Below are 21,203 nucleotides of genomic sequence, written 5' to 3' on the forward strand. Positions count from 1 at the left end.
TACCTCGGATGGCACAGAATGATTGACCGTCTCGGTCAAAGTATTACACCAATCCTTTGTTTTATAGCATCTCTTGGCAAAACAAGGCAGGTTCAACAACTAATTGTGACATAGCCAATCATTAATATCTCCATCTGTTCTCAAGTTGACCCCAAAAACAAATCCGGAATCATTTCCTTGCGCTGCAACAGGCTCCGTTCCACTATGCGCAACTTATTGAGCAGAATAGTTAATTGCAAATAGAATTGATCGCTAGCCATTAATTGGTGCCATTCATCTCCATCTGGATCATCTTCATCAAGATTACGCCAGAAAAGATTGCAAAAACTATGAAATGAAACTGGATGCCCCGCAGTTAAGGCAGATTTAATTTTTTGATCTAACCAACGCTGCCGTCTAATAATTAAACCCTCAGCCCCATCGCAAACAATAACCGACAAGTAGTCATGCAAATCTGTCGTGCTGCGTATACTTTCCAGCTCAGAAAATTTTTGTCCATTGATGGCGCTGGCAATCAATTCTTGTAAAGCAAGCGTTGAAACTTTAAAACTTACGCCTGTTTGTAATCTATAAATTTTGTCGAAATACATAGGTCAATCGTCATGAGTAAGTAAAACCAAAGTGAATGAGCGTTTCGATTAATAATCGCGATTATGGTTCACTTCGGCGAATTCACGCAAATGCAATCTTGGGGAATTACATTAATTAATTTCTGACTTGGTTAAGCTGGCAAGACAAGCGATCACTTCTTCATCGCTCACTTGCGGAAAATTCAAATAATACTGACCAACCGCATAGAAATCCGATGGAGATGATAAACATACAACACGATCCGCTTTTCCATATAAACTTTCTACAACGCCTTGTGGTGCCACAGGCACTGCACAAATCAATTCTGCCGGCTTCTTCTGACGTAACGCATGCAATGCGGCAATCATCGTAGATCCTGTGGCTAATCCATCATCGATAACGATCACGACACGTTCTGCAACATCAATTGGCGCTCGGTTTGGGGTATACTGCGCACGGCGTTGCCGAATAGTTTTCAATTGATCCGCAATTTCCTGTTTGACGTAACTTTCATCTGCGCCCATCCGTTCGGCAAATTCTGTCAAATACACCCAGCCGCTTTCATCGATAGAACCAATTGCATACTCAGGGTTATCTTGGGCGCGCAATTTCCGCACCAGAACCACATCCAACTCGCCACCCAATTGTTGCGAAATTACCTTGGCCATCGGTACTGCGCCTCTAGGAATCGCCATCACCAGTGGATGTTGACCACGGTAATCAGAAAGTGCCTCTGCCATTTTATTGGCCGCAACAATGCGATCAGAGAAAATCATGAATTGCTCCTTAGCCTAATAAAAACATGAATTAATATCAGCCAATCAACAAAACTGCTATAGCTGACCTGCCACAATGACCGTTCTCGATTCTTGCAACAATTCAGAGCAGTTAGAAATTGAATTAATAAGCTGGATAAGAAATTTACTCTGTAAAAATAGAAAGCTACAAAATCCTAATCTGGCGATAGTTTAGGATTGATAACAAGCACTACTGAAGCGCTTGACAAAATCATCAAAGCGATCAAGATATACTCAGTAGTGGTCTATTATTAAAAAACTCTTATTCCGAGTAGAGTGAATAGACAGCATTAGACCCAAATTAAACCCGTTGTTTCTAAGGAAATTGATCATGAATACACAAAGCACACGCCGTGATGAAATTATAAATGTGATCCATCATTTTGCGGAAAATGAAAAACTCAAGCATCCATTTAACCAAGTAGAAAATTCTTTACACGTTAACAGGTCCTGAAAAACTTTTTCGAAGCAGCTGATGAAAGACAAAAACAGGCGATAAACACAGTTCATGCATAATAAATGAGCATTTTGAGCCTGCTTATAACACCGCAGCGACAATGCGGATAGTTTTTCAGTAACCTGTTAATGAGTCGCATTAGTCGATTCATACAGTTGTCTTATTCAGATCACAAGAAAGGAGCATCAAATGACTATCGGTGAAATTTGTAATCGCGAAGTAATTGTAATTCAACAGGATGAAACCGTTCAAGAAGCTGCCAAACTGATGCGTCAGTTTCATGTGGGTGCCGTCATCGTAATCGACAAACCCAATGGCCGCGCAATACCAATAGGAATAGTCACGGATCGTGATTTGATTGTCGAAGTTATGGCAACAGAATTGGACGAAACAGTAATCACAGTGGGCGATATTATGGCGCCGGATATATTTACCATAAAAGAAAATACCGAAACACATGAGGCGATCGAATTAATGCGTCGTAAAACTATCCGGCGCCTGCCAGTAGTCGACGATGCCGGCGAATTGATTGGCATTCTAACGCTGGATGACGCCCTGCAATGGTTGTCCGAATCAATGCTTGATCTTGCCAAGCTGGTCAAATACGAGCAGAAAAAAGAGATTCGGCATCGTCCCTAGTAAATTAGGGATTTTAAATAACCGGGTTGGTTCGCATGATTCTAACAAGCCTCATCAAATTCCCGACCAAACGCGCCGAGATGAAGAGCGACAATTTGTCACATTGTAATTTTATTGCATCTAAGATAAATTATAATTGCATAAAGCAAGATTGTGTCTTGTTATATTCCTGTCATATATCTTTGCTATCCTGGATATTATCACCTTATACAAGGAGTAACCCAGATGAAACAACTCCCAACTGCAATTAAACTTGATATTAATCATCAGGCTAATCTACGCAACAATAACTATCCGTTTTATGAAGCAGCCCAGCTAAGGCGTGCAAAAATGCATGCAGCGCATCTCATTGAGGCACTGGATAGCAATAAACTATTGACGCCTTCGCTGCATCAATTACTGGAAGCAAGTCTCATTCTTGAAACAACCGATACCCGAATTCTTGCGGCTTACTTAAAAAGACCACCGGCTAGTATCCGTAGAGAATTCCAGAAAATATGTGCTACGTTAGGAATATACGAAGGGCTCTCAAAAGATTTCCAAAAACGACCTGCATCAATGAATAAGAAATCTGCCTAAATAAAACACCCCGCCGCAAATAGGCGTGGTATTAGCTGCACTTTTCATTCAGCTCACTAGTGCACCATTGAAGAATGTTTTTAAATTCACTGATCTTTTTAATAACTTTTGATCCACATCAAATCGCTTATTGGTAACTTTTATCAAAATATGCACAAAATACGTTGGTTAGTCAGATAGTAAATGAAGATCAATTAATGGGTCGTGAGGAAGCAATAGCAACCTCAGCCTATTACCATGCTGAAAAGCGGGGATTTAGCAATAATGAAGTCGCTATGGTGCAGGATTGGCTAGAAACTGAAGCCGAAGTAGACAGTGAACTGGAATCTGATGATCTGGATGATACAGATTTCCGATTCATGATCAATAAAGCTGAATAAACCAAACAAAAACAAATAACTCAGGCGATTAAAGATATTATCTATAACGCTAATATTCAGTGGCTTGTCAGCAATTACTGTGATGCTCAAATAATGCGGCGCAGCGGCAGTTCTTGTTTGCCTGGAAATTCATCCGAAACGACTGGCAATTTTACGCTGTTATACTGTCGCCCCAATTTTGACCGGAATACGTTGTCTGCCGAATTGACCAACAAATTGATCATAACAACCTGCAATTGCAGCATTGCAATTTGTGCAACGTCCGTCCGCAGTTAAATGATATTGCTTAATTTCATACCAATCACGCACGATTAATTCATTATCACAGGATGGGCAAAAAGTAGTATCACCCTCTGTATAATGCACATTGCCGGTATACACATAGTTTAAACCGGCATTCAGCGCAATATTGCGTGCCCTGATTACGGTTTCAGTCGGTGTTTGCGGTATGTCGCTCAATTTGTAATCCGGATGAAAAGCACTAAAATGCAGCGGCACATCGGCTCCCAGTTCTTTAAAAATCCACTCACTCATCGCGCTGATTTCCTGATTTGAATCATTTAAACCAGGAATCAATAAAGTCGTCAATTCAAGCCATACATGGGTTTCATGCCGCAGGTATTTTAGTGTGTCTAACACCGGTTGCAGATGTGATCCGGTTTGCCTGACATAGAATTCTTCGGTGAATGCCTTAAGATCAACATTGGCAGCATCCATTTTGGCAAAGAAATCCCGGCGCGGTTGCGCATGAATATACCCCGCAGTCACTGCAACGGTTTTGAGTCCCATAGCGTGGCAAGCATCTGCCACATCCATCGCATATTCGGCAAAAATCACCGGATCGTTGTATGTAAATGCAACACTTTTGCAACCATATTGTTGCGCACAGCGTGCAATAGCTTCCGGACTGGCCTGGTCGAGCAATTTATCAAAGCTGCGTGATTTGGAAATATCCCAGTTCTGGCAAAACTTGCAGGCTAGATTACAACCTGCCGTACCAAAGGATAGAATGCTGCTGCCCGGATAAAATTGATTTAACGGTTTTTTCTCAATGGGATCCACACAAAAACCGGATGAACGCCCATAAGTAGTCAGCACCATGGCAGCGCCGGCGCGCCCACGAACAAAGCACGCGCCACGTTGCCCATCATGCAGCTTGCAATCACGCGGACATAAATCGCACTGAATCCGGCCATCGTCAAGCAAATGCCAATATTTGGCTGGATGGTGTTGCGTGGCGCTAATTAGTTCATCCATGTATGCACTCCTTGGAACCCTCTATTTCCCGCCATTTGCTAACGGTATATCGAGATAACTGGATCTCTTCAGACCAAAAATCCTCAGATAATCGAGCTTTCAATTTTAACTTGGCGAGAAATTGTTGGGGTTGAGGCAAGCTCTCCCATACCTGGGGCAGAAACGTACTATGATGAGATCCGCAATCGAACACAATGCCGTCAATATTCGGACGCAATTGTGCCAGTGCATCGGCCTCACTGGTAAAACCCAGCGGTTGCAATTGCGATAGCAACGAAACTTCGACTGCTACCGTATCAAGCTCATCCTCCACCAGTGGCAAAAAACGAGGATCGTGCAACGCAGCCAGAACGGCATTATTGCTGACATCTTCAAGCAATGGATCACACGCTTGCAGAGAACCGATACAGCCTCGTAATTCACTGCATTGGGTTAAAGTGACAAATGTTGCTCCCGGCTTGCAAAGCCAAGACATATTTTCCTCCACTGCTACTGCTGTGCAGGGAACATGCAAAGCACGAGCAATAGCTGCACGTGCAATTTGTAGCAAAATCTTCCCTTGCTGATTGTTATCAAGCGACATGCGCATACCTCCCTTGATCAAATGCGATAGCTGCGTAACCGACGACCTGATCCCGCGCTCCCGCAGTGTCTCCGGAATTCCTCAAATCCAGCAAATGCGGCATTAACTGGTGTTTCTGTGCAGAAACAATCAAACCATTGATCGCTACGCTTCCACAGGCATGATCTGGTGGAATCGGTTGCTGCAATTGCAATATTGATTGCACCGTTTGATAGTCGATATGCTGCGCGGTTGCGTAAGGTAAATAATGTGACAAGTCAGAACTGATCACGATCAACGTTTCTTCACCACCCCACAGATAATCCAATGCTTCGGCAACTTCTGCAGCTGAAGCCATGCCAACCGCCAATGGTAGTAAGGTAAACGCATTGAGTATACTTTGTAAAAACGGGAGCTGTACTTCCAGGGAATGTTCCAGTGCATGCGCTGCTTTGCTGACGCTCACTTGCGGCAAATGAGCGATTAAATTGACCCAATGTGTATCCACTTTTATGCTGCCCAGCGGTGTAGTAAAAACATCTACGCCTGGCAAAGCCAAGCCATGTATAGCTACCCGATGCGCGGGCCCCAATAATACAACACGCTGAATGTCTGCGGCGACCGTACGTAAAGTGGCATAAGCCGCTGCCGCGATAGCGCCTGAATACTGATATCCGGCGTGTGGAACGATTAACGCTTTTGGCTTGAAATCATGCCCGTCTGCTTTCGCAAGCAAAGATTGCACATCCTGCCTTAACTGCTGTGCATCTGCAGGATAAAATAAACTGGCGACTGCAGGAGAGCGAATAGTGGTCATAGTGCATTCTCTTGTTGATTCACGATATCCCCATCAGACACGAAATCAAGAAATAAATTGCAAATCTATCCAACTAATTCATAGTTATTTTTTCCATTGAACCTTTAGCAAAATCAGTAGGTTGCTATTATATCCACAGAAAAATAACCCGTTACTGAGCGTGTAATTTCAACGCATGAACGTAATACCCTATTACCATCCGCCCTGATATATAGCCATAAGTTGGGTTGCATTATCAGCTAATTCTGTAATCTTATGACGGTCAAATCTCAAGTCTTTCAGATCAACATTACGATTAGGCAAAATTTCCAGCGAATCAAAATTAAATTGAATTAAGGGTGTTACATGATGAGAATCTAAATATATTTTCCCAGTTTTATCCGTATTCGAAACCGGATCATGAACATCGGCAAGCACATAAATTAATTCTCGTAGCCGCTGCTCGTTGGCAGGTGAAATAGTATAAGTATCAAAAAAATGGTCCGGAACAGGGGAGGAATTAAATGCAAATGTTTCCAATCCTAGAACCGCGCCAATCGCTTGCGCTAACCCACCCCCTAAAGAATGCCCTGCCACCGTAATTTTCTCATCGGGATATTGAATAATCACATCCTGAGCAAATCTAAACGCATCTTTAAATTGGTCGCTGACCGTACCCGTGCCTATGGCCGCATCAGCTATGGCATCCCGTGCAGTATCTTCAAGCTCCTTAAATGAACAAGGAAAGTCGCAAGTTTCAGTACCGCGGAATACCAGGGCTAATTCATCGCTATCGCGGTTTCTATAAACGCCTGCATCCATCCCAGAGCTTGTTCCAGTGGATCTAATCAATTCCCAGGAGCCAACCTCTATGTTATCAAAATCATAGATTGCATCAGCCAGTCGCGCGTAGGGAATAGACCGCACCAGCAAGTCAACTGCACGCCGCTCTTCGGGAAACAGCATGCCATAAGGTTTCCAAGTGACATTGGGCACATAATCGGGATTGTTATAGAGCGCAACCGTATTCAGCTCAAATACTGAGACTGCATCAACGGTCGCATCATCGCCATCTGTCACCCAGGTTAAACTAACCGTATAACGCTCGGTTCCATAAAGCATCGGAACATCAACTTTAGGCAAGGTCAGCACGCCATTGAGAAAAGAGAACTTTGGGCTATGCACATCGGAAGCATCATCCAACTCTGCGCTCAACAATAAAAATCGGTTCGGATTATCTGCACCCAACCACTGTAACGACGCTTTATATAACTGATCGCCCAATGAATCGGTCACGATGATTTTTTGCAAACACACCAAACCCGTGGATTCAATAACCGTAACGGGTACTGTCAAATTAGCGCATTCTTCCGGTTGTGCTTTGACTGTAGATACAGAAAAAACCAGCGTAACAACGCTGATCAGTCTGGCGAAATTAGAATACCTTAGTTTCATAAAATGACTCATTAATGAATTTAATCAAACCCTAGCAGTTTAATCATTTTTCAGAAAATAGGTAGGCTTAAATAATATCGTTCAGTTCACTCCATCAATGATCCTCCGGATTCCCCATGCACATTAACCCACAAGTGCGGCAAACCCAAAGTATTTAGCCACACAGCTCCATCCTCTCCTTTCAGCATACCAATGGTCGAAGCACTGCCTGCAACCACGCAGAATTCCCCCAATACGCTGACCGCCGCCATAAAATGCACCGGCCAACCGGTTTTGGGGTTAAGCACATGTCCATACCGAGTACCATTCAACGTGATACACCGCTCATAATCCCCGCTACTGGCCAATGCTCCAGAGTGCAATAACAGCGTTTGCAATACACCTTCCGGATTACGTGGATGGCGGATAGCTACACGCCAAGGACTACCATCTTGGTGCGGGCCGATGACTCTGATATCGCCCCCCAGATTGATCAGTCCATGATGTATTTCGGCATCCCAACATAGGGCAGCGGCGCGATCGACAGCGTATTCCTTGACCACACCGCCAAAATCAATTTCCATGTCAGCAGCAGAAAATCGCAGAACCGGACGTTGCCAGTCAATTTTTTGCCAACCTATTTTATTCAGAAAGGATTGAATAATTTTTGGATCAGGTATATTTCCAGATTTGAAATTCCAGGCGCGGCGTAGAATCCCGGAAGTGATATCAAACAAGCCATCGCTTTGCTGATAGCACGTGTCGGCATAATCGAGTAATCCGGCAGTTTCATCATCTACACGAATGTGACCGCCTTGCGCTGCGATGCGGTTTATATCGGATAAAAAACTGTCTGTTCGATAACGAGAATATTTTGCTTCCAGACGATACACATCGTCCATGACCAATTTGGCGGCACGCTTACCCATTTTCTCATGGCTGGCATAAAGCTGAATCGAGCAAGGCGATCCCATCGCGCTAAAATCATAGTGATAGTACTTCAATTGCGCCATCACAAATCACACACCCAATGAATTATTATTTAATGACTCAACTCGTTTAAAACTGATAACTCCAGGTCGCTGACAGCATACCCTGCCGGTTAAGCTGGTATCCATTGAAATCGTTCCTGACCGGCTGCAACCATTCAACTCCGAATCGGTTTCCGGCAAACCTTCCGCGGGGAATCTGCGCATTGACACCGAATCCCATATCAAAAAATTGTCCACCATAATTGGATGGAAAATCCATCGGGCCGATACGCGCGTTGAATTGATTAAAATCCCGATGTATCGCATCTTGCCATGTATAAGCACCTCGCACTGTAGCGGTCAGCCAATGCGTCAAATCGTAACCGCCCCAGGTTGTCGCCTGAAACTGGTCACCCAAGCGGTAGCCGGATTTATTCTGTGCTTCCAAACGCTTGATACCGCTCAATTGCGTACCCCACGACCAGCGGCTGTGTTCGCCCGCATAAGTCAAGCTCGGGGTAAAATCCCAGGTGCCACTGCCCAACTGCATGCCAAAATGGATTAATCCCCCATCAATCTTGGCAATGCGGCGCAGTTCGATATCCACTTTCCCGGTCGGTGCACTGAACCCAAGATTCGCGTGCACACGATGACCGGGAATATCCAGCAATTTGATCAGCGATGAAAAATAAGTATCGCCCACAGCACCGGTTTCATGCCCTGCCGCGCCGGTATGTTCATGCACGCCTGGTGTAGGGGGAGGGGCTCCGTTCAATCTGCGCAAATTCATGTCCATATCCATAAATGTCGGCATTAACATGACATTGAGCCAATGAGTGGGGGCGTACATGAGATCAACCATGTGCATACGCATATCCATGAATGTCGGCGTAAACCGACAAGACTCGCTATTGCAACCCTGATCCACTATCGTTTGATCATTCACCTTATGCGTGCCGTGCATCATAGAGCTACCGGTCCACTGGTACATAAATCGATATCCGGCCATAAAATCACCAGGTTTGTCGAGCATGTGGCCAAACATGACCCCTGCGGGAGGCAGAGTATGATGATGCTGCGAAGCATGAGCGTGCGATGTGGAAGTACTGCCAGAACCACCCATCGGCAGGGAAGTCGTCGAATCAATGTCAAACTTTATCGCCGCATTCGCCACATAGTAATCGAAATCAGCAAAACTGTTATTCCCGCCACTGCCGATCTGCATCGAACTGGCACGAGTATAGTATTCAAAACCGGCTTCCAGCGCGACGCCTTTGCCGAGCATTTTACTCAATACCACGCCACCACTAAGTGCGCCAAACCCCGCTAGGCGATGATCACTAGAGAAATTGTTAGGTAGTTTACCAGCGTCATAAGATATTGTTTTTTCCCTAGCACCTACTGCAAACCCATCCACTGAATTGCCATTCTGATCGACCAGATCAAATAGATTCTCACCGAAATACTGTTTGGTTGGATTATTAGTATCAATCCAGACCTTGCGCCCCAAACTATCGATTTCCTGCTTGCTGAACGCCTGTTGAGAAAACAGATAGGGCCGATAAAAGCTGGCAGAATCCTGTGAGTAATAGCGAATTCGGGGTGTCAGCGTCCACCCGCTGCCAATCGGTTGCACCCAGCTGGCATCGAACGTATGCGTATTCACACCCCAGTCGTCGACCGATAACCGGTAACCCAGGTGCATCGCCGCATTGAACGTGTTGATATAATGGATGTACTTGGCATTTAGAGCGACCTGATTGCGGATATTCGGGCGCTGCTCAATCAATGCGCGCACATCACCCCTGATCAAGTTGTTGTTCAAATTAGCCGGATCAATAAAAATGATCGAAGTTGCCTTATAAGGATTCTCCAGGAAACCAGAGCTATGTGTATAACTGATATTGGCGTCGACCAATGCATTTTTATTCAGAATTTGTGTTAATCCAATATTCGAAACCCAATCTTGCCGCTCCCCTCGCAGAATATCCGAACCATCTCGTTTCACAATCTGCTGTTCATACGCCGTTTTGGTGATATAGGGCGATGAATCATGATCGAGAATCGCTCCGATTTTACTGGATGTATAACCGCCGCCAAATTTCACACTGGTCAATTTCTGATTAAAATCCAGCCGACCACCAATAGAACCGAAGCTTGATTGATAATCCCTTTCCCGGGAAAATCCCCCGCCGACATTGATTGCTGCTTCATTCCATTCATGGCTCAAACCAAAGTTAGCCTGGCGACGTGTTTCCGGAGAAGCTGACGACATGACCAATACCGATCGGTTATCGATACCGCCGGTTAATTGTCTGATAGGATTTAAATCCTGATCTAAAAGTACTGTACTATTGGCAATTGGAGAGGCGCCGACTACTTCCCCATTAACCGAATACGGACGATTTCCGCCAGTAGTAGCCAACGGTGTAGTAGTGACTGGTGTGGCACCGGACCAGGTATCTTGAGTATATCCAAACGTGAATTTGGTACGATCGTTGAGCGAAAAAACCCCGCTACCGTGCAAGACATCTGCTGAAATGGGTTTTAAATTATTGGGAGCACCGAATAGATTACGCTCGCCTTCCTGGTAGCGACTATACTGGAAATTGACTCGATCTTGTCCTGCTGCAGACCCCGGCGTCATTAACAAACCGGGCAAAACCAAGGCTGCGGAAGTCAGTGCCTGGAGTGCATTCCTTGATTTTTCTGGAGGTGCTAGTTTCGTGTTGGAGAATGGCCGATTCCCACTTTGACGTTGAGGCTTACTGTTTCGGTGCAAATTGTGTTTACCTCAATCGCCGTTCCGGGAAGGACCTGGCTTTAATAACAGCCACACCCCCCGCCACCAGAAGAAGATTTATGACTGGGCGCAGCTTCCCGGCTGCTATAGTTGTGGGATTGGATTTCACTTTGCAGAGGATAAGGATCGATCTCCATCTGCGGTTTTGCCAGATTGCCGCGTTCCCAAGGCGCCACGCTCGCGCAACCTGTCAAAACAATACATGCTGCCAGTATAAAATAACTGGCGGTTATAGCGCGAATATTTCGCTTAATCATTGGAATCGGAGTCGTAAGCGCTGCAAATCTAGACACCTAGTGTTTACTCCTGCAACAGTTGCGTAATCAAAGCGCGCAATTCTTCTGACTCACCCGAACGAAATCCCTGATGAATGTGACGAACGTTACCACTGCGATCAATCAAATAGGATGTTGGCATCGCCATTAACTCAAGTACTTTGGCGCATTGTTTACTGGGATCGGCCACAATCGAAAAATCCACCGGATTTTTCGCAAGAAATTCTTGCGCATCGGCCACTTTCTCATCCAGGTTGATACCAACCACATGCAAGCCTTTATCCTTTAAGTCCTGATCCAACTGATTTAGAAATGGGAAAGATTTTATACACGGCGGACACCATGAAGCCCAGAAGTCCATGTACACCACCTTGCCTTTCAATTCTTGCAGATTATAAGTCGGATCTCCTTCCAACGTGGTCAAATGACACGAAGAAGAAAGTTGCTCCAGATGCCCTGCGTATGAGGATGTAGTACACACAAACAGCAATGCAATAGCAAAATAAGAAAATTTTATTTCTTTCATAGTCAAAACCACCTCTATGATTCAATAACACATTTCAAAAATACATAATCGTCATTATTGAAATTGATTAACCTTAATATCCGTACCCGTATGAGCATTATCGGCTGTCATACAATGATATGACACAATAAACGAACGTGGGCCCGGGCCCGTTTTGTTCACAAGCAATAGATACACACCCTCTCCGCCAGCTACACTGACTTCGGGACTAAAAGCTCCATCGCCAGAAACAGGGTCAGTCGTACTGATTGCACTGGCTCCCTTGATAATTTGCAAATTCACTAATAAGTTTGCTTGTGGCAGCGAAGTATCTTGAACACTGGCAACCAAACGGTTGGCAGGCCCATTTCCATCGTTAAAGCAAGTAACTTGCGCATATCCGGTAAAACTTGCGATATTGCCTTCAGGGTCCATAGTAGCCCCGGCATCATGCGCATGACTCACAGAAGCAAAGCAAAGTACAACCAAAGTTAAAATAGTTGTTGCTGTTTTTTGTAAAAATTGTTGCGGCATGATCGCACCTCACTAATAACTTATACTACCCAATACACCATACCTTCTAGCACATTTGATGAGCCGATCACAGGCGTTTTTATGCGCCTGCAATCATTTTCTTTTCAAGCGTGAATGAAGCTTGAATTATTGCGGCCAGACCTGATTGCCATTAAAAATAATAGGCATATCGCGGTTAACTTGTGCTGCTGAAGGCTTTACTTCAACAACTTGACCTGTTCCTCCACAAGATTCTGGCAAAGGATTGGTTTCGCTACGCGTAATGGTCAGTGATGCTGCGCCATCTTCTGGGCGATCGTAAGGCGTACCCAATCCAGCGACTGTCCACAAATTAACCGTTTCAGCGCTAAATCCAGAAACTGGTGTAATTTGGCAAATATCAACGATATTGATATGAAATTTCACACTGGCTGCGCAAGAGGCTGGCTCGATAATTGCTGCACTGGTTCTAAATGGAATAAAACCAGCCATTTCATGCGGCAAAGAATCGCCACCGCCGGCCCAGAAACCCGAAACATTTCCATTAGCATCCTGTTTCTCACCTTGAAAGGTAAAAACTGCCTTACTATATATTTTCGTATTCAGATTTCCCCAGTTTTGTATAAACTCAGTCAAGTCACCGGTATGCGGCTGGCCATCAACCGTGATGGTTGAATCCGCGCCATCAGGGAATACCACGCTGGTGCCTATGACATTAATTTCTCCGCAGCCATGACCGACAACAACATTATTCGAAACTCTGGCACCTTCAACGATGGATGGAACTTCAAGCACAGTGTGAGCAACTGCATTGTGACCGATGACTGAAATTGCCGCAGCAATTACTGAACCTGATATAAATTTAATTTTGTTATGACTTGCCATTTCACTTCCTTTTTAGTTAATTTAAATATCCCTGATATTCTGTTTTCGCAACTGAGCGCGATTTTTATCTTAAGCTTCTAGAATCTTGAAATCGCAGTTTCAACACCGTGCTTGCTGCCAGCTAAATGCATTCGCATTTTCTAAACGCTTAATTGATTATCTAACCCTTGACGATGAATTTCAATGCGACAAATTGTCGCACCTCACAACCACAGCTTTCGAAAAATTAATCTGAATCATGCTTTTTCTTGAATTTTAGAGGGATGCGACAATTTGTCACATTGATTTTGCAGACATAGGAAACTAATATGGACATGTAGATCGAGTTTGATTACTGAATTGCTCAGCATTCTGTAAGAAACTTTTTTGCTTGATTTATTTCGTAGTTCCCTCCCTTCACCTCCGGTTAATACCGGAGGTTATTTTCTAATTTTCCAAATACACGCTTTGCAGTCATCATTTATTATTTTTTGATAATGAGCACCTCATCCACAACGTCATTTTCGTCGTACTGAACATGAAATGCCATATCATCACCATTGAAGGTGATTTCAGTTGGCGTACCAACAAGCTCCCAAAGACCCAGCGTTGCAACATTAGCAGCGCCATGCAGAAACGCTCTACCCGCCTTAGTGCCGGTACTATACCCTTGTACAAACTTGAAAATTTCAACCCGTTTGCCGTCCTTATATTCACTGATCACCGGCGCACCAAATTCCGAGATTAATTGAGTTCTTGTCACGCCTTCCTTTAATAAATCGATGTCTTTTTTTTCCGGCTGTTTAGCCGCCATAAAAACAGAACATCCAGAAATCACCGCTACCCAAACAAGCCATTGCATTGTCAGCAACAATCTTCTTTTTAGTACCAACACATTTATCACTAATAAGATCATGATTTTTATATTGTCTCTCTGGTTAATTATTGCTATAAAATGCCGCTATCCAAATCGAAAAACAATGAACATAATACAAGTTTTACATATATATATTTATTATAAAAAAATGAATAAATAATATTTCTCTTTATATCAGAAAATTGCTATCTTTCGCCCCTATCAATTTTAAAGCTGTTCAATGTAGCTCAAATCATGTAATTCAGATAATCAACTGAGCGTCATTTACTTTAAAAAATAGAAACTTTAATGATCGTACCGTATCACTAAGCAATTCATGCAGGAGAATAAAGTGAAGTTTATTTGGTTTTTCTTACATATCGTGGCATTGAGTACATTTATCGAACCCATTCAGGCGGCTTCAAACGATTTATCACCGATTGAGAACAAAGTAAACAAATCAAGTGTGGTATGGATGGTTCAGGCAGGCGCTGCAAATTTAAAGTCGATTACCGGAGAATCGGCCGACAACTCTAAGTCATTGCCAGCCATCGTGCCAGAAACCAAGATAGATGTCAGCCAACAAACAACCAGCTATCATCGGCGATCTGACAGTTATGCGAGCAATCCGGAATCGGACCCACCGCGTTATGTACGCCGCTTAAGTGATATCGGCATCCCGGCTTTTAATGATTTAACCTGGCTTGATGTCGGCTTGGAGCACCGCACACGTTATGAATGGCGCAATAACGACATTCGGCGTATCGAAGGGGGGGAAGACAATCCGATCTTTCTGCGTCATCGGGCATGGATAGGCATTAGAGACATCTTAGATCCGTTTCGATTTGCGGTAGAGTTTCAGGATTCTCGGGTCGTTAACAATAAACATGCCATCACGGATCAGGAAAGAAATGAGTATGATCTACTCAACGCCTATGGCGAATTGTATTTCAAAAAGGGGCTTGGGGTCGACGATCGGAATCAGGATCGACCAATTCGCTTTCGCGTGGGCCGGATGGCCTATGAAACAACCGATCGGCGTTTTATTGCGCGCAATGAATGGCGCAATACCACCAATACATTTGAAGGCTTTCGCTTAAATCTGGGACGCGATGTCAATGACTGGGAGCTTGATCTATTTGGCCTGCAACCCGTTAGGCGTCTACAAACAAAGTTTGATGTAGCCAATGATCACTTATGGTTTTTTGGTGCTATCGGCCACTGGCGCAGGTGGTCTGACATCATCACAATACAACCATATTATATGGGACAGAAACAAACGGCCAATCCAGATGGTTTTACCGCCACCAACCGGTTAGATCGGGAAATCCATATGCCGGGGTTTCGTGCATACGGCAAGGCAGGCAATCTCTTTGATTTTGATGTGAGCTATAATCACCAGTTCGGATATAGCGGCCCACTGCGACAAGATGCACAAGGATATACTGTTGAAGTAGGACGAACTTATGAACATCCATGGAAACCGCGCCTGACGGGTTTCTACGGCTACGCCAGCGGCGATCGTGATCCCAATGATGGGGTGGACAATCGTTTTGATCGTTTCTTTGGGTTTGCACGACCCTGGTCCGCCGATCACTATGTCGTTTATGAAAACCTTAAGGCTCCCAAAATTCGATTTGATCTTCAACCGATGCAAAAAATAGGATTTGAACTCACTTATGGATGGTATTTTTTAGCCAGCAAACGCGATCGCATGTTCGACGTTCTGGATGGCAACATCAGCAATACGGTTCAAGACCCTGGGTTCAATCGTGACCGAACTGGGAAAAGCGGAGATTTTGCCGGTCATTCGTTGGAAGGACGTGTACGTTACCAAGTAACACCAAAAATCACCGCTGTTCTCGGTTACACGCATTTCACCGCTGAGGATTTTGTGAAAAACCGTATTGCAGCCAGTCCATCCTGCGCAAGTGGCAACATACATCCTTGCGTTGACCATCGCTCGGGCAATACCGATTTCTTGTATTTTGAGGTATTGATCAGTTTGCTATAAATCGCTCCGAAAATCTTTCAGATCCGGATACCGTTCAAGCCAGAACCCCTAGAATCAGTTAAAAATCAACTTATCTGAGAATTCGCTGTGGGCAATTCTTTCCAGATATTTTTTAGCCCTTTCACCCACGCCCGCACCATGCTGCAAATAGGATTGCGCTGCTAACTTGGGTGAATAATTACTCACCACATAACCTTGAGCTTTAATATCTAGTGACGAAAGTGAAGTCACTGCCAATTTGCCTTTACCTAACTTAATCACAAGCAATTTCTTCCCGCTTGTGGCAACGATTAATGCCGTATTTCGATGTTGATTGATAATAACAGTAGGTTGCATAGCAATGAAAACCTCAGAGTGATGAGCGATTAATAGCAAACCAAAATACGCAGCCACAAATTACTTCATCCGCTATTACTAACTTTGCTCGCCTCACACTGAAGGCTTCATGAAATACGGGCTACCGCACATTCGATTCATCGAATCCAATCATCGCCATATTAGAAATTTTCATAGCGGTTAATGTCAAATATACCCGCTATCAAGGGTTGCCTCTCGCTTTGCCAGGCAGTAAAGTCATGCAGAATTTCCCAGAATTGTGGATGTGTTCGCCGCACGCCCCACATTTCCACGATATGCTCAAAATGTTCCATTTTCTCAGCATTACCGAGCAATGACACAAATTCCTCGATTTGAGCGATAGGCACATCAAAAATGAAATTAGGGTAGCTTCCAGTGATACCCGGGTATATTGTCAGTTGGTCTTTCTCAGGCTGATATCTTGATTTCTCTCCCAGGATAAAAGCAACATTGCTATGTGCACGGTCTCGCAGCAGCGTATATACAGTGCGCTCATTTTTCTCATTTTTAACACGTATAAATGTCACATCCGGCAATTGCTTGATGCCACCCAACTCAGCTGCAGGTCGTGCTGCAATGGTAGATAAAGCTGCATCCGCAATTTGTACCCACTGCGGCTCATCCAGTCGACTGCACTTTGTGCCTTGACAACGATTCAGCGGATCGAATGACATGGCATTAACCGGTTGAAAACGCGCTAGAATTCTAGCGGCCAACTCTTGCTTCGGATTTCCTGTAGTAAAAATTTCTGCTGACGGCGATTTATCATCTATTTTTTCGTAAACAATTCCGAATTTCAGCCTACCTAAATCCTGATACCAATCATGCAAAATGGTTTCACGCTGACCGGCTGGCATCAAGCGCATGAAGTTGTGTTCCGAACCATTGCGTATCAGATCGAAATAAAGTCGGGTCAAAAGCTGATGGGCAACATTGCCGAATACATCGAAATTAACCACAAGTTCATAGTAAGTTCGCTCAAACAATGGATAATCAATTAACCAAAGCGTCTGCGGAATATCACCAACAAGTCCCTCGACTACCGAGGCACTATTATGGTGGCGGAAAATGGTCAATAGAGCATTCTGATTATTACCATCGCCATCCCAGATATGCGCGAGTGAAGCACCTTGCCGTTGCTGTGACACATACTGATTCTGCCGCAATGACAGATAATCGTTATGTCGCTTCAGATAATGTAGCCAGTTTTCCCCCATTGCGAGGAGATCATCATTTTGTCCGGGCATTCCCAATAAAGGAATGACTTTACGCTGATAGGAAGCATCGGTTACAAAAAGATCGGAATCCGGATCCTGAAATAATGTCCAGAAATGATCGCGTATCACATCGGTAGCAATCTGGCCACGGCAAACCGGACCATGAATGAAAGTACGCACGAAATATTCCGCATTATCCAGCATGAACTGATAACGAGCGTAAGCCGGAATATCAACGAAAGTCACAAACGGATTGGCGCGTTCTGTATAGCTGTAGCCTGGCAATTCGCCCATTGGCCAAGATTTACTAAAAAAAAGCGCATCGATGCGTTGTCGTTTCGCCTGATCGAGCGGATAGGGAATACGCCGTTTGTGCACGATGCTACCCACGATCGGACGCAGACGGTAAAAAAACAGCCCCATGGGATCGTCATTCGGATTGACTGTGGCTATGGGCTCGATGTCCTCGCCGGATGGAGTCGATGAGCGCAATAACTCAAAGAAACGGGGTTCTCCGTCCAGCTCAGGAAAATACAAAGATGCCGCAAATAGATGTTCAAACAACCAGCGCGCCACAAGTTTGTTGCGTTTACCATGCTGATTAAAAAACAATTCCCATTCCTCAATTGCCTGAATCTCACTATTTGTAAGTGTAATGAATTCATCTGGAATCACCGCGCCTTGCTTGACCCATCCGGCCAAAAGAGAATATTCCTGGTCACTAAGACCGGTTACCGCAAATGGCATGCCACTAAGCGGGTAATCGTGCACATACTCTGCAAATTTCTCACTCGAGACACACTGGTTCTTCCGGCCAATGCCCAGTTCAAGCGAATCCGGCAATTTGCTGTTGGGTGGAAATGGATACTGCTTTGCCAACGAAATCATGCCTGATATCAACGCTTCCGACTGTTCATTTTCAGCTTGCAGAACAGAATAAAAACCGCGTTCACGCCAACCGGAGATTGTCTGCTCATCGATGCCTAGCCGAGTGGGTTGCATTGCCTCAGTGCGTGCCCCACCATAGATTGATTCACGGAAAGCACCACGTAACAATCCTTCTGTGCTTTCCAGTTTAAGCTGGCATGGCGCATCGTAACAACTATGGCATGTCAAGCACTTGGCTTCAAGTATCGGTCGGATTTCTTCAGTATAGAAGACTGGATTTTCGGCAGGCGCAGGCAAAGCAACTTTAACCGGCGCAGGCGTGCTGTCAAGCAGCGTAATGTTATTATTTTGACAAGCAGACAATAAAAAAAACAAACTTACGAAATACATCCATGGACGAAACATCCACATCAAAAACCTCATATCTTGAATTGATCGAAGGAACCTTAATTTATTGCTTGTTTACCCTACCTATAAACAAGCGCTTATAACCCTCACCTGCCGGGAAGCTCAGTTATGTAGCGGTCTTAAATATAAACTGAGCTGTGAATTGAACGTTCACTAGTGGAGTCTCAAATCTTGAGATTTAATTCAGCACATCCATTGCCGGCGTGTATTCCAATTTTAGATCGCGTGCCACTGCTTCATGCGTCAATCGGCCCTGGCAAACATTCAGACCATTGCGCAAATGCGAATCGTCCATCAGTGCCTTGCGATAGCCTTTATTGGCAAGCGCCAGCACAAACGGTAATGTTGCATTATTCAACGCAAAAGTGGAAGTCCTAGCAACCGCTCCCGGCATGTTGGAAACACAGTAATGCACCACACCATCGACAGTAAAAATGGGATTGGCCAGTGTAGTGGGTTTGGAAGTTTCAAAACAACCACCTTGATCAATCGCGACGTCAACCAACACAGCACCACGATTCATGCGTTTAACCATTGCACGCGTCACCAGTTTAGGCGCTGCTCCCCCAGGAAGCAACACCGCACCAATAACCAGATCGGCACTTGAAACATGTTCTTCCAGTGCATCCACGGTTGAAAAAACAGTATTGATTCTGGAACCATACTGAAAATCCAGTTGCTGCAAACGATGAATCGATTTATCCAGCACCGTAACATGCGCCTCCACACCCATGGCAATACGTGCAGCATTGGTACCCACCACACCACCACCAATGATCACGACACGTGCAGCAGGCACGCCGGACACCCCTCCAAGCAGCATACCGCGACCGCCCTGATCCAGCTCCAGCGCATGGGCACCCGCCTGGATCGCCATACGTCCAGCCACTTCACTCATCGGTGCCAGCAATGGCAAACCGCCGAAGCTATCGGTGACGGTTTCGTAAGCAATGGCGACACAACCAGAATTCATCAATCCTTGGGTTTGCACTGGATCGGGCGCCAGATGCAGGTAGGTAAATAACACCTGCCCTTGGCGCAGCAACGAAACCTCAGCGGGTTGCGGCTCCTTGACCTTGACGATCAAGTCAGCTTTGGCATAGATCTCCTGCGGTGTCTCCACAATCACCGCACCTGCACTCTGATACGTATCATCGTCCAAATCAATTTGTAGTCCGGCGTTCTTTTGCACCATGACCTGATGGCCATGGGCAACCAGCTCGCGTACCGCTGTTGGCGTCAGCCCTACACGGGACTCATGAATTTTGATTTCCTTAGGCACGCCGACACGCATTTGTTTCTCCGATCCTATCTGTTAAATAATTCCGCCATTGACAGCAATATTTTGTCCGGTAACCCAGCGCGCTTCATCACTAACCAGAAACAATACCACTTGGGCAATATCATCCGTTGCACCGATTCGCCCTAATGCTGCCATTTCGGACATGCGTTCTATATCTGCTGCGGTTTTCCCGGTGCGAAATAACTCCGTATCGACAGGACCCGGTGAAACAATATTGGCGGTGATACCACGCTTTCCCACTTCGCGTGCAAAAATACGCGTCAATTGTTCCACAGCGGCTTTGGTCGCGGCATATGCGCCGTATTTAGGCAGCATCAAGCGCGTCACGGTACTGGATATCGTCACAACGCGCCCATGATCTGCCAGCCTTGCAGTCGCCTCACGCAAAGTATAAAAAACACTCTTGAAATTGATATCGACAATACGCTCAAATTCATCGTCGCGGATTTCAGAAATTTCCTTAAACAACAGGATTCCGGCGTTATTGACAAGGATATCGATCTGGTTAAACTGTGCAACAGTTGCAGTAAAAAGCTTTTGTACCGCGATCGGATCACTGACATCGGCTTGTACCACCGTACACTCGCCACCTGCATTGACAATAGCTGCACAGACTTTGTCCGCAGCCACCTTGTTCTCTACATAATTAATGACGACTTTTGCGCCTGCTTGAGCGAGCGTGAGCGCAATTTCCGCACCTATCCCTCGTGCAGAGCCCGTGACAATGGCAACTTTTCCCTGTAAGGATAGCATCGTAA

General features: G+C 45.0%; 21 protein-coding genes and 1 pseudogene. 5 read left to right on the forward strand and 17 right to left on the reverse strand.

Annotated features, from left to right (window positions below; translation table 11 throughout):
- Positions 1-114: pseudogene (locus tag Q0C11_RS09510) on the forward strand (IS1595 family transposase); the annotation flags it as partial.
- 26 nt (positions 115-140) lie between these two features.
- Here the strand turns inward: Q0C11_RS09510 and Q0C11_RS09515 are convergent.
- Together Q0C11_RS09515 and Q0C11_RS09520 are read right to left on the reverse strand one after the other, a co-directional pair.
- Complete coding sequence (locus Q0C11_RS09515; protein WP_293007365.1) at positions 141-590, reverse strand: hypothetical protein; 450 nt, start codon at positions 588-590, stop codon at positions 141-143.
- 111 nt (positions 591-701) lie between these two features.
- Positions 702-1,346, reverse strand: a complete 645-nt coding sequence (locus tag Q0C11_RS09520) for a phosphoribosyltransferase (RefSeq protein ID WP_293007367.1) — start codon at positions 1,344-1,346, stop codon at positions 702-704.
- Positions 1,347-2,013: 667 nt separating this feature from the next.
- On the opposite strand from Q0C11_RS09520, the gene Q0C11_RS09525 reads away from it, so the two are divergent.
- The 3 genes from Q0C11_RS09525 to Q0C11_RS09535 all read left to right on the forward strand — a co-directional run bounded on the left by Q0C11_RS09525 (position 2,014) and on the right by Q0C11_RS09535 (position 3,422).
- Positions 2,014-2,463, forward strand: coding sequence for a CBS domain-containing protein (locus Q0C11_RS09525; protein ID WP_293007369.1), 450 nt, complete (start codon positions 2,014-2,016; stop codon positions 2,461-2,463).
- A gap of 225 nt (positions 2,464-2,688) precedes the next feature.
- Complete coding sequence (locus tag Q0C11_RS09530; protein ID WP_293007371.1) at positions 2,689-3,042, forward strand: hypothetical protein; 354 nt, start codon at positions 2,689-2,691, stop codon at positions 3,040-3,042.
- Positions 3,043-3,239: 197 nt separating this feature from the next.
- On the forward strand, positions 3,240-3,422 hold the full coding sequence (locus tag Q0C11_RS09535) for a DUF2934 domain-containing protein (RefSeq protein ID WP_293007373.1): 183 nt from the start codon (positions 3,240-3,242) through the stop codon (positions 3,420-3,422).
- Between the two features lie 159 nt (positions 3,423-3,581).
- On the opposite strand, the gene amrS is transcribed toward Q0C11_RS09535, so the two are convergent.
- The 11 genes from amrS to Q0C11_RS09590 form a co-directional block, all read right to left on the reverse strand.
- A complete protein-coding gene (gene amrS, locus Q0C11_RS09540; RefSeq protein ID WP_293007375.1) occupies positions 3,582-4,679 on the reverse strand; it encodes an AmmeMemoRadiSam system radical SAM enzyme in 1,098 nt (365 codons plus the stop codon).
- Positions 4,672-5,262, reverse strand: coding sequence for an AmmeMemoRadiSam system protein A (gene amrA, locus Q0C11_RS09545; RefSeq protein WP_293007377.1), 591 nt, complete (start codon positions 5,260-5,262; stop codon positions 4,672-4,674). Before amrA ends, amrS begins: the two co-directional genes overlap by 8 nt.
- Positions 5,252-6,058, reverse strand: coding sequence for an AmmeMemoRadiSam system protein B (gene amrB / locus Q0C11_RS09550; protein WP_293007378.1), 807 nt, complete (start codon positions 6,056-6,058; stop codon positions 5,252-5,254). Before amrB ends, amrA begins: the two co-directional genes overlap by 11 nt.
- Positions 6,059-6,250: 192 nt before the next feature.
- Positions 6,251-7,492 carry a lipase gene (locus Q0C11_RS09555; RefSeq protein WP_293007380.1) on the reverse strand — a complete coding sequence of 414 codons (1,242 nt, stop codon included), beginning with the start codon at positions 7,490-7,492 and terminating at the stop codon, positions 6,251-6,253.
- Between the two features lie 86 nt (positions 7,493-7,578).
- Positions 7,579-8,484: an FAD:protein FMN transferase gene (locus Q0C11_RS09560; RefSeq protein WP_293007407.1), complete on the reverse strand. Its 906-nt coding sequence runs from the start codon at positions 8,482-8,484 to the stop codon at positions 7,579-7,581.
- A gap of 46 nt (positions 8,485-8,530) precedes the next feature.
- On the reverse strand, positions 8,531-11,224 hold the full coding sequence (locus Q0C11_RS09565; protein ID WP_293007382.1) for a DUF3570 domain-containing protein: 2,694 nt from the start codon (positions 11,222-11,224) through the stop codon (positions 8,531-8,533).
- Between the two features lie 41 nt (positions 11,225-11,265).
- On the reverse strand, positions 11,266-11,538 hold the full coding sequence (locus tag Q0C11_RS09570; protein ID WP_293007383.1) for a DUF4266 domain-containing protein: 273 nt from the start codon (positions 11,536-11,538) through the stop codon (positions 11,266-11,268).
- Positions 11,539-11,545: 7 nt separating this feature from the next.
- The gene (locus Q0C11_RS09575) at positions 11,546-12,046 is read right to left on the reverse strand and encodes a TlpA disulfide reductase family protein (protein WP_293007384.1); all 501 of its coding nucleotides are present in this window, start codon (positions 12,044-12,046) and stop codon (positions 11,546-11,548) included.
- Positions 12,047-12,100: 54 nt separating this feature from the next.
- A complete protein-coding gene (locus Q0C11_RS09580; RefSeq protein WP_293007385.1) occupies positions 12,101-12,559 on the reverse strand; it encodes a hypothetical protein in 459 nt (152 codons plus the stop codon).
- A gap of 126 nt (positions 12,560-12,685) precedes the next feature.
- Positions 12,686-13,423: a hypothetical protein gene (locus Q0C11_RS09585; RefSeq protein ID WP_293007386.1), complete on the reverse strand. Its 738-nt coding sequence runs from the start codon at positions 13,421-13,423 to the stop codon at positions 12,686-12,688.
- A 463-nt stretch (positions 13,424-13,886) separates the two neighbouring features.
- On the reverse strand, positions 13,887-14,264 hold the full coding sequence (locus Q0C11_RS09590) for a hypothetical protein (RefSeq protein WP_293007388.1): 378 nt from the start codon (positions 14,262-14,264) through the stop codon (positions 13,887-13,889).
- A 346-nt stretch (positions 14,265-14,610) separates the two neighbouring features.
- Between Q0C11_RS09590 and Q0C11_RS09595 the strand changes: the two genes are divergently transcribed.
- Positions 14,611-16,272: an alginate export family protein gene (locus Q0C11_RS09595; protein WP_293007390.1), complete on the forward strand. Its 1,662-nt coding sequence runs from the start codon at positions 14,611-14,613 to the stop codon at positions 16,270-16,272.
- Positions 16,273-16,326: 54 nt separating this feature from the next.
- Here Q0C11_RS09595 and Q0C11_RS09600 read toward each other — a convergent pair whose 3' ends face one another.
- From Q0C11_RS09600 to Q0C11_RS09615, 4 genes are all read right to left on the reverse strand, one after another.
- A complete protein-coding gene (locus Q0C11_RS09600; protein WP_293007391.1) occupies positions 16,327-16,665 on the reverse strand; it encodes a hypothetical protein in 339 nt (112 codons plus the stop codon).
- 104 nt (positions 16,666-16,769) lie between these two features.
- Complete coding sequence (locus Q0C11_RS09605) at positions 16,770-19,145, reverse strand: fatty acid cis/trans isomerase (protein WP_293007392.1); 2,376 nt, start codon at positions 19,143-19,145, stop codon at positions 16,770-16,772.
- Between the two features lie 175 nt (positions 19,146-19,320).
- Positions 19,321-20,436, reverse strand: coding sequence for an alanine dehydrogenase (gene ald / locus Q0C11_RS09610; protein ID WP_293007393.1), 1,116 nt, complete (start codon positions 20,434-20,436; stop codon positions 19,321-19,323).
- A 21-nt stretch (positions 20,437-20,457) separates the two neighbouring features.
- Complete coding sequence (locus Q0C11_RS09615) at positions 20,458-21,198, reverse strand: SDR family oxidoreductase (RefSeq protein WP_293007394.1); 741 nt, start codon at positions 21,196-21,198, stop codon at positions 20,458-20,460.
- Positions 21,199-21,203: the final 5 nt, after the last annotated feature.

This window comes from Nitrosomonas sp. (assembly GCF_022842015.1).
Classification (GTDB): domain Bacteria; phylum Pseudomonadota; class Gammaproteobacteria; order Burkholderiales; family Nitrosomonadaceae; genus Nitrosomonas.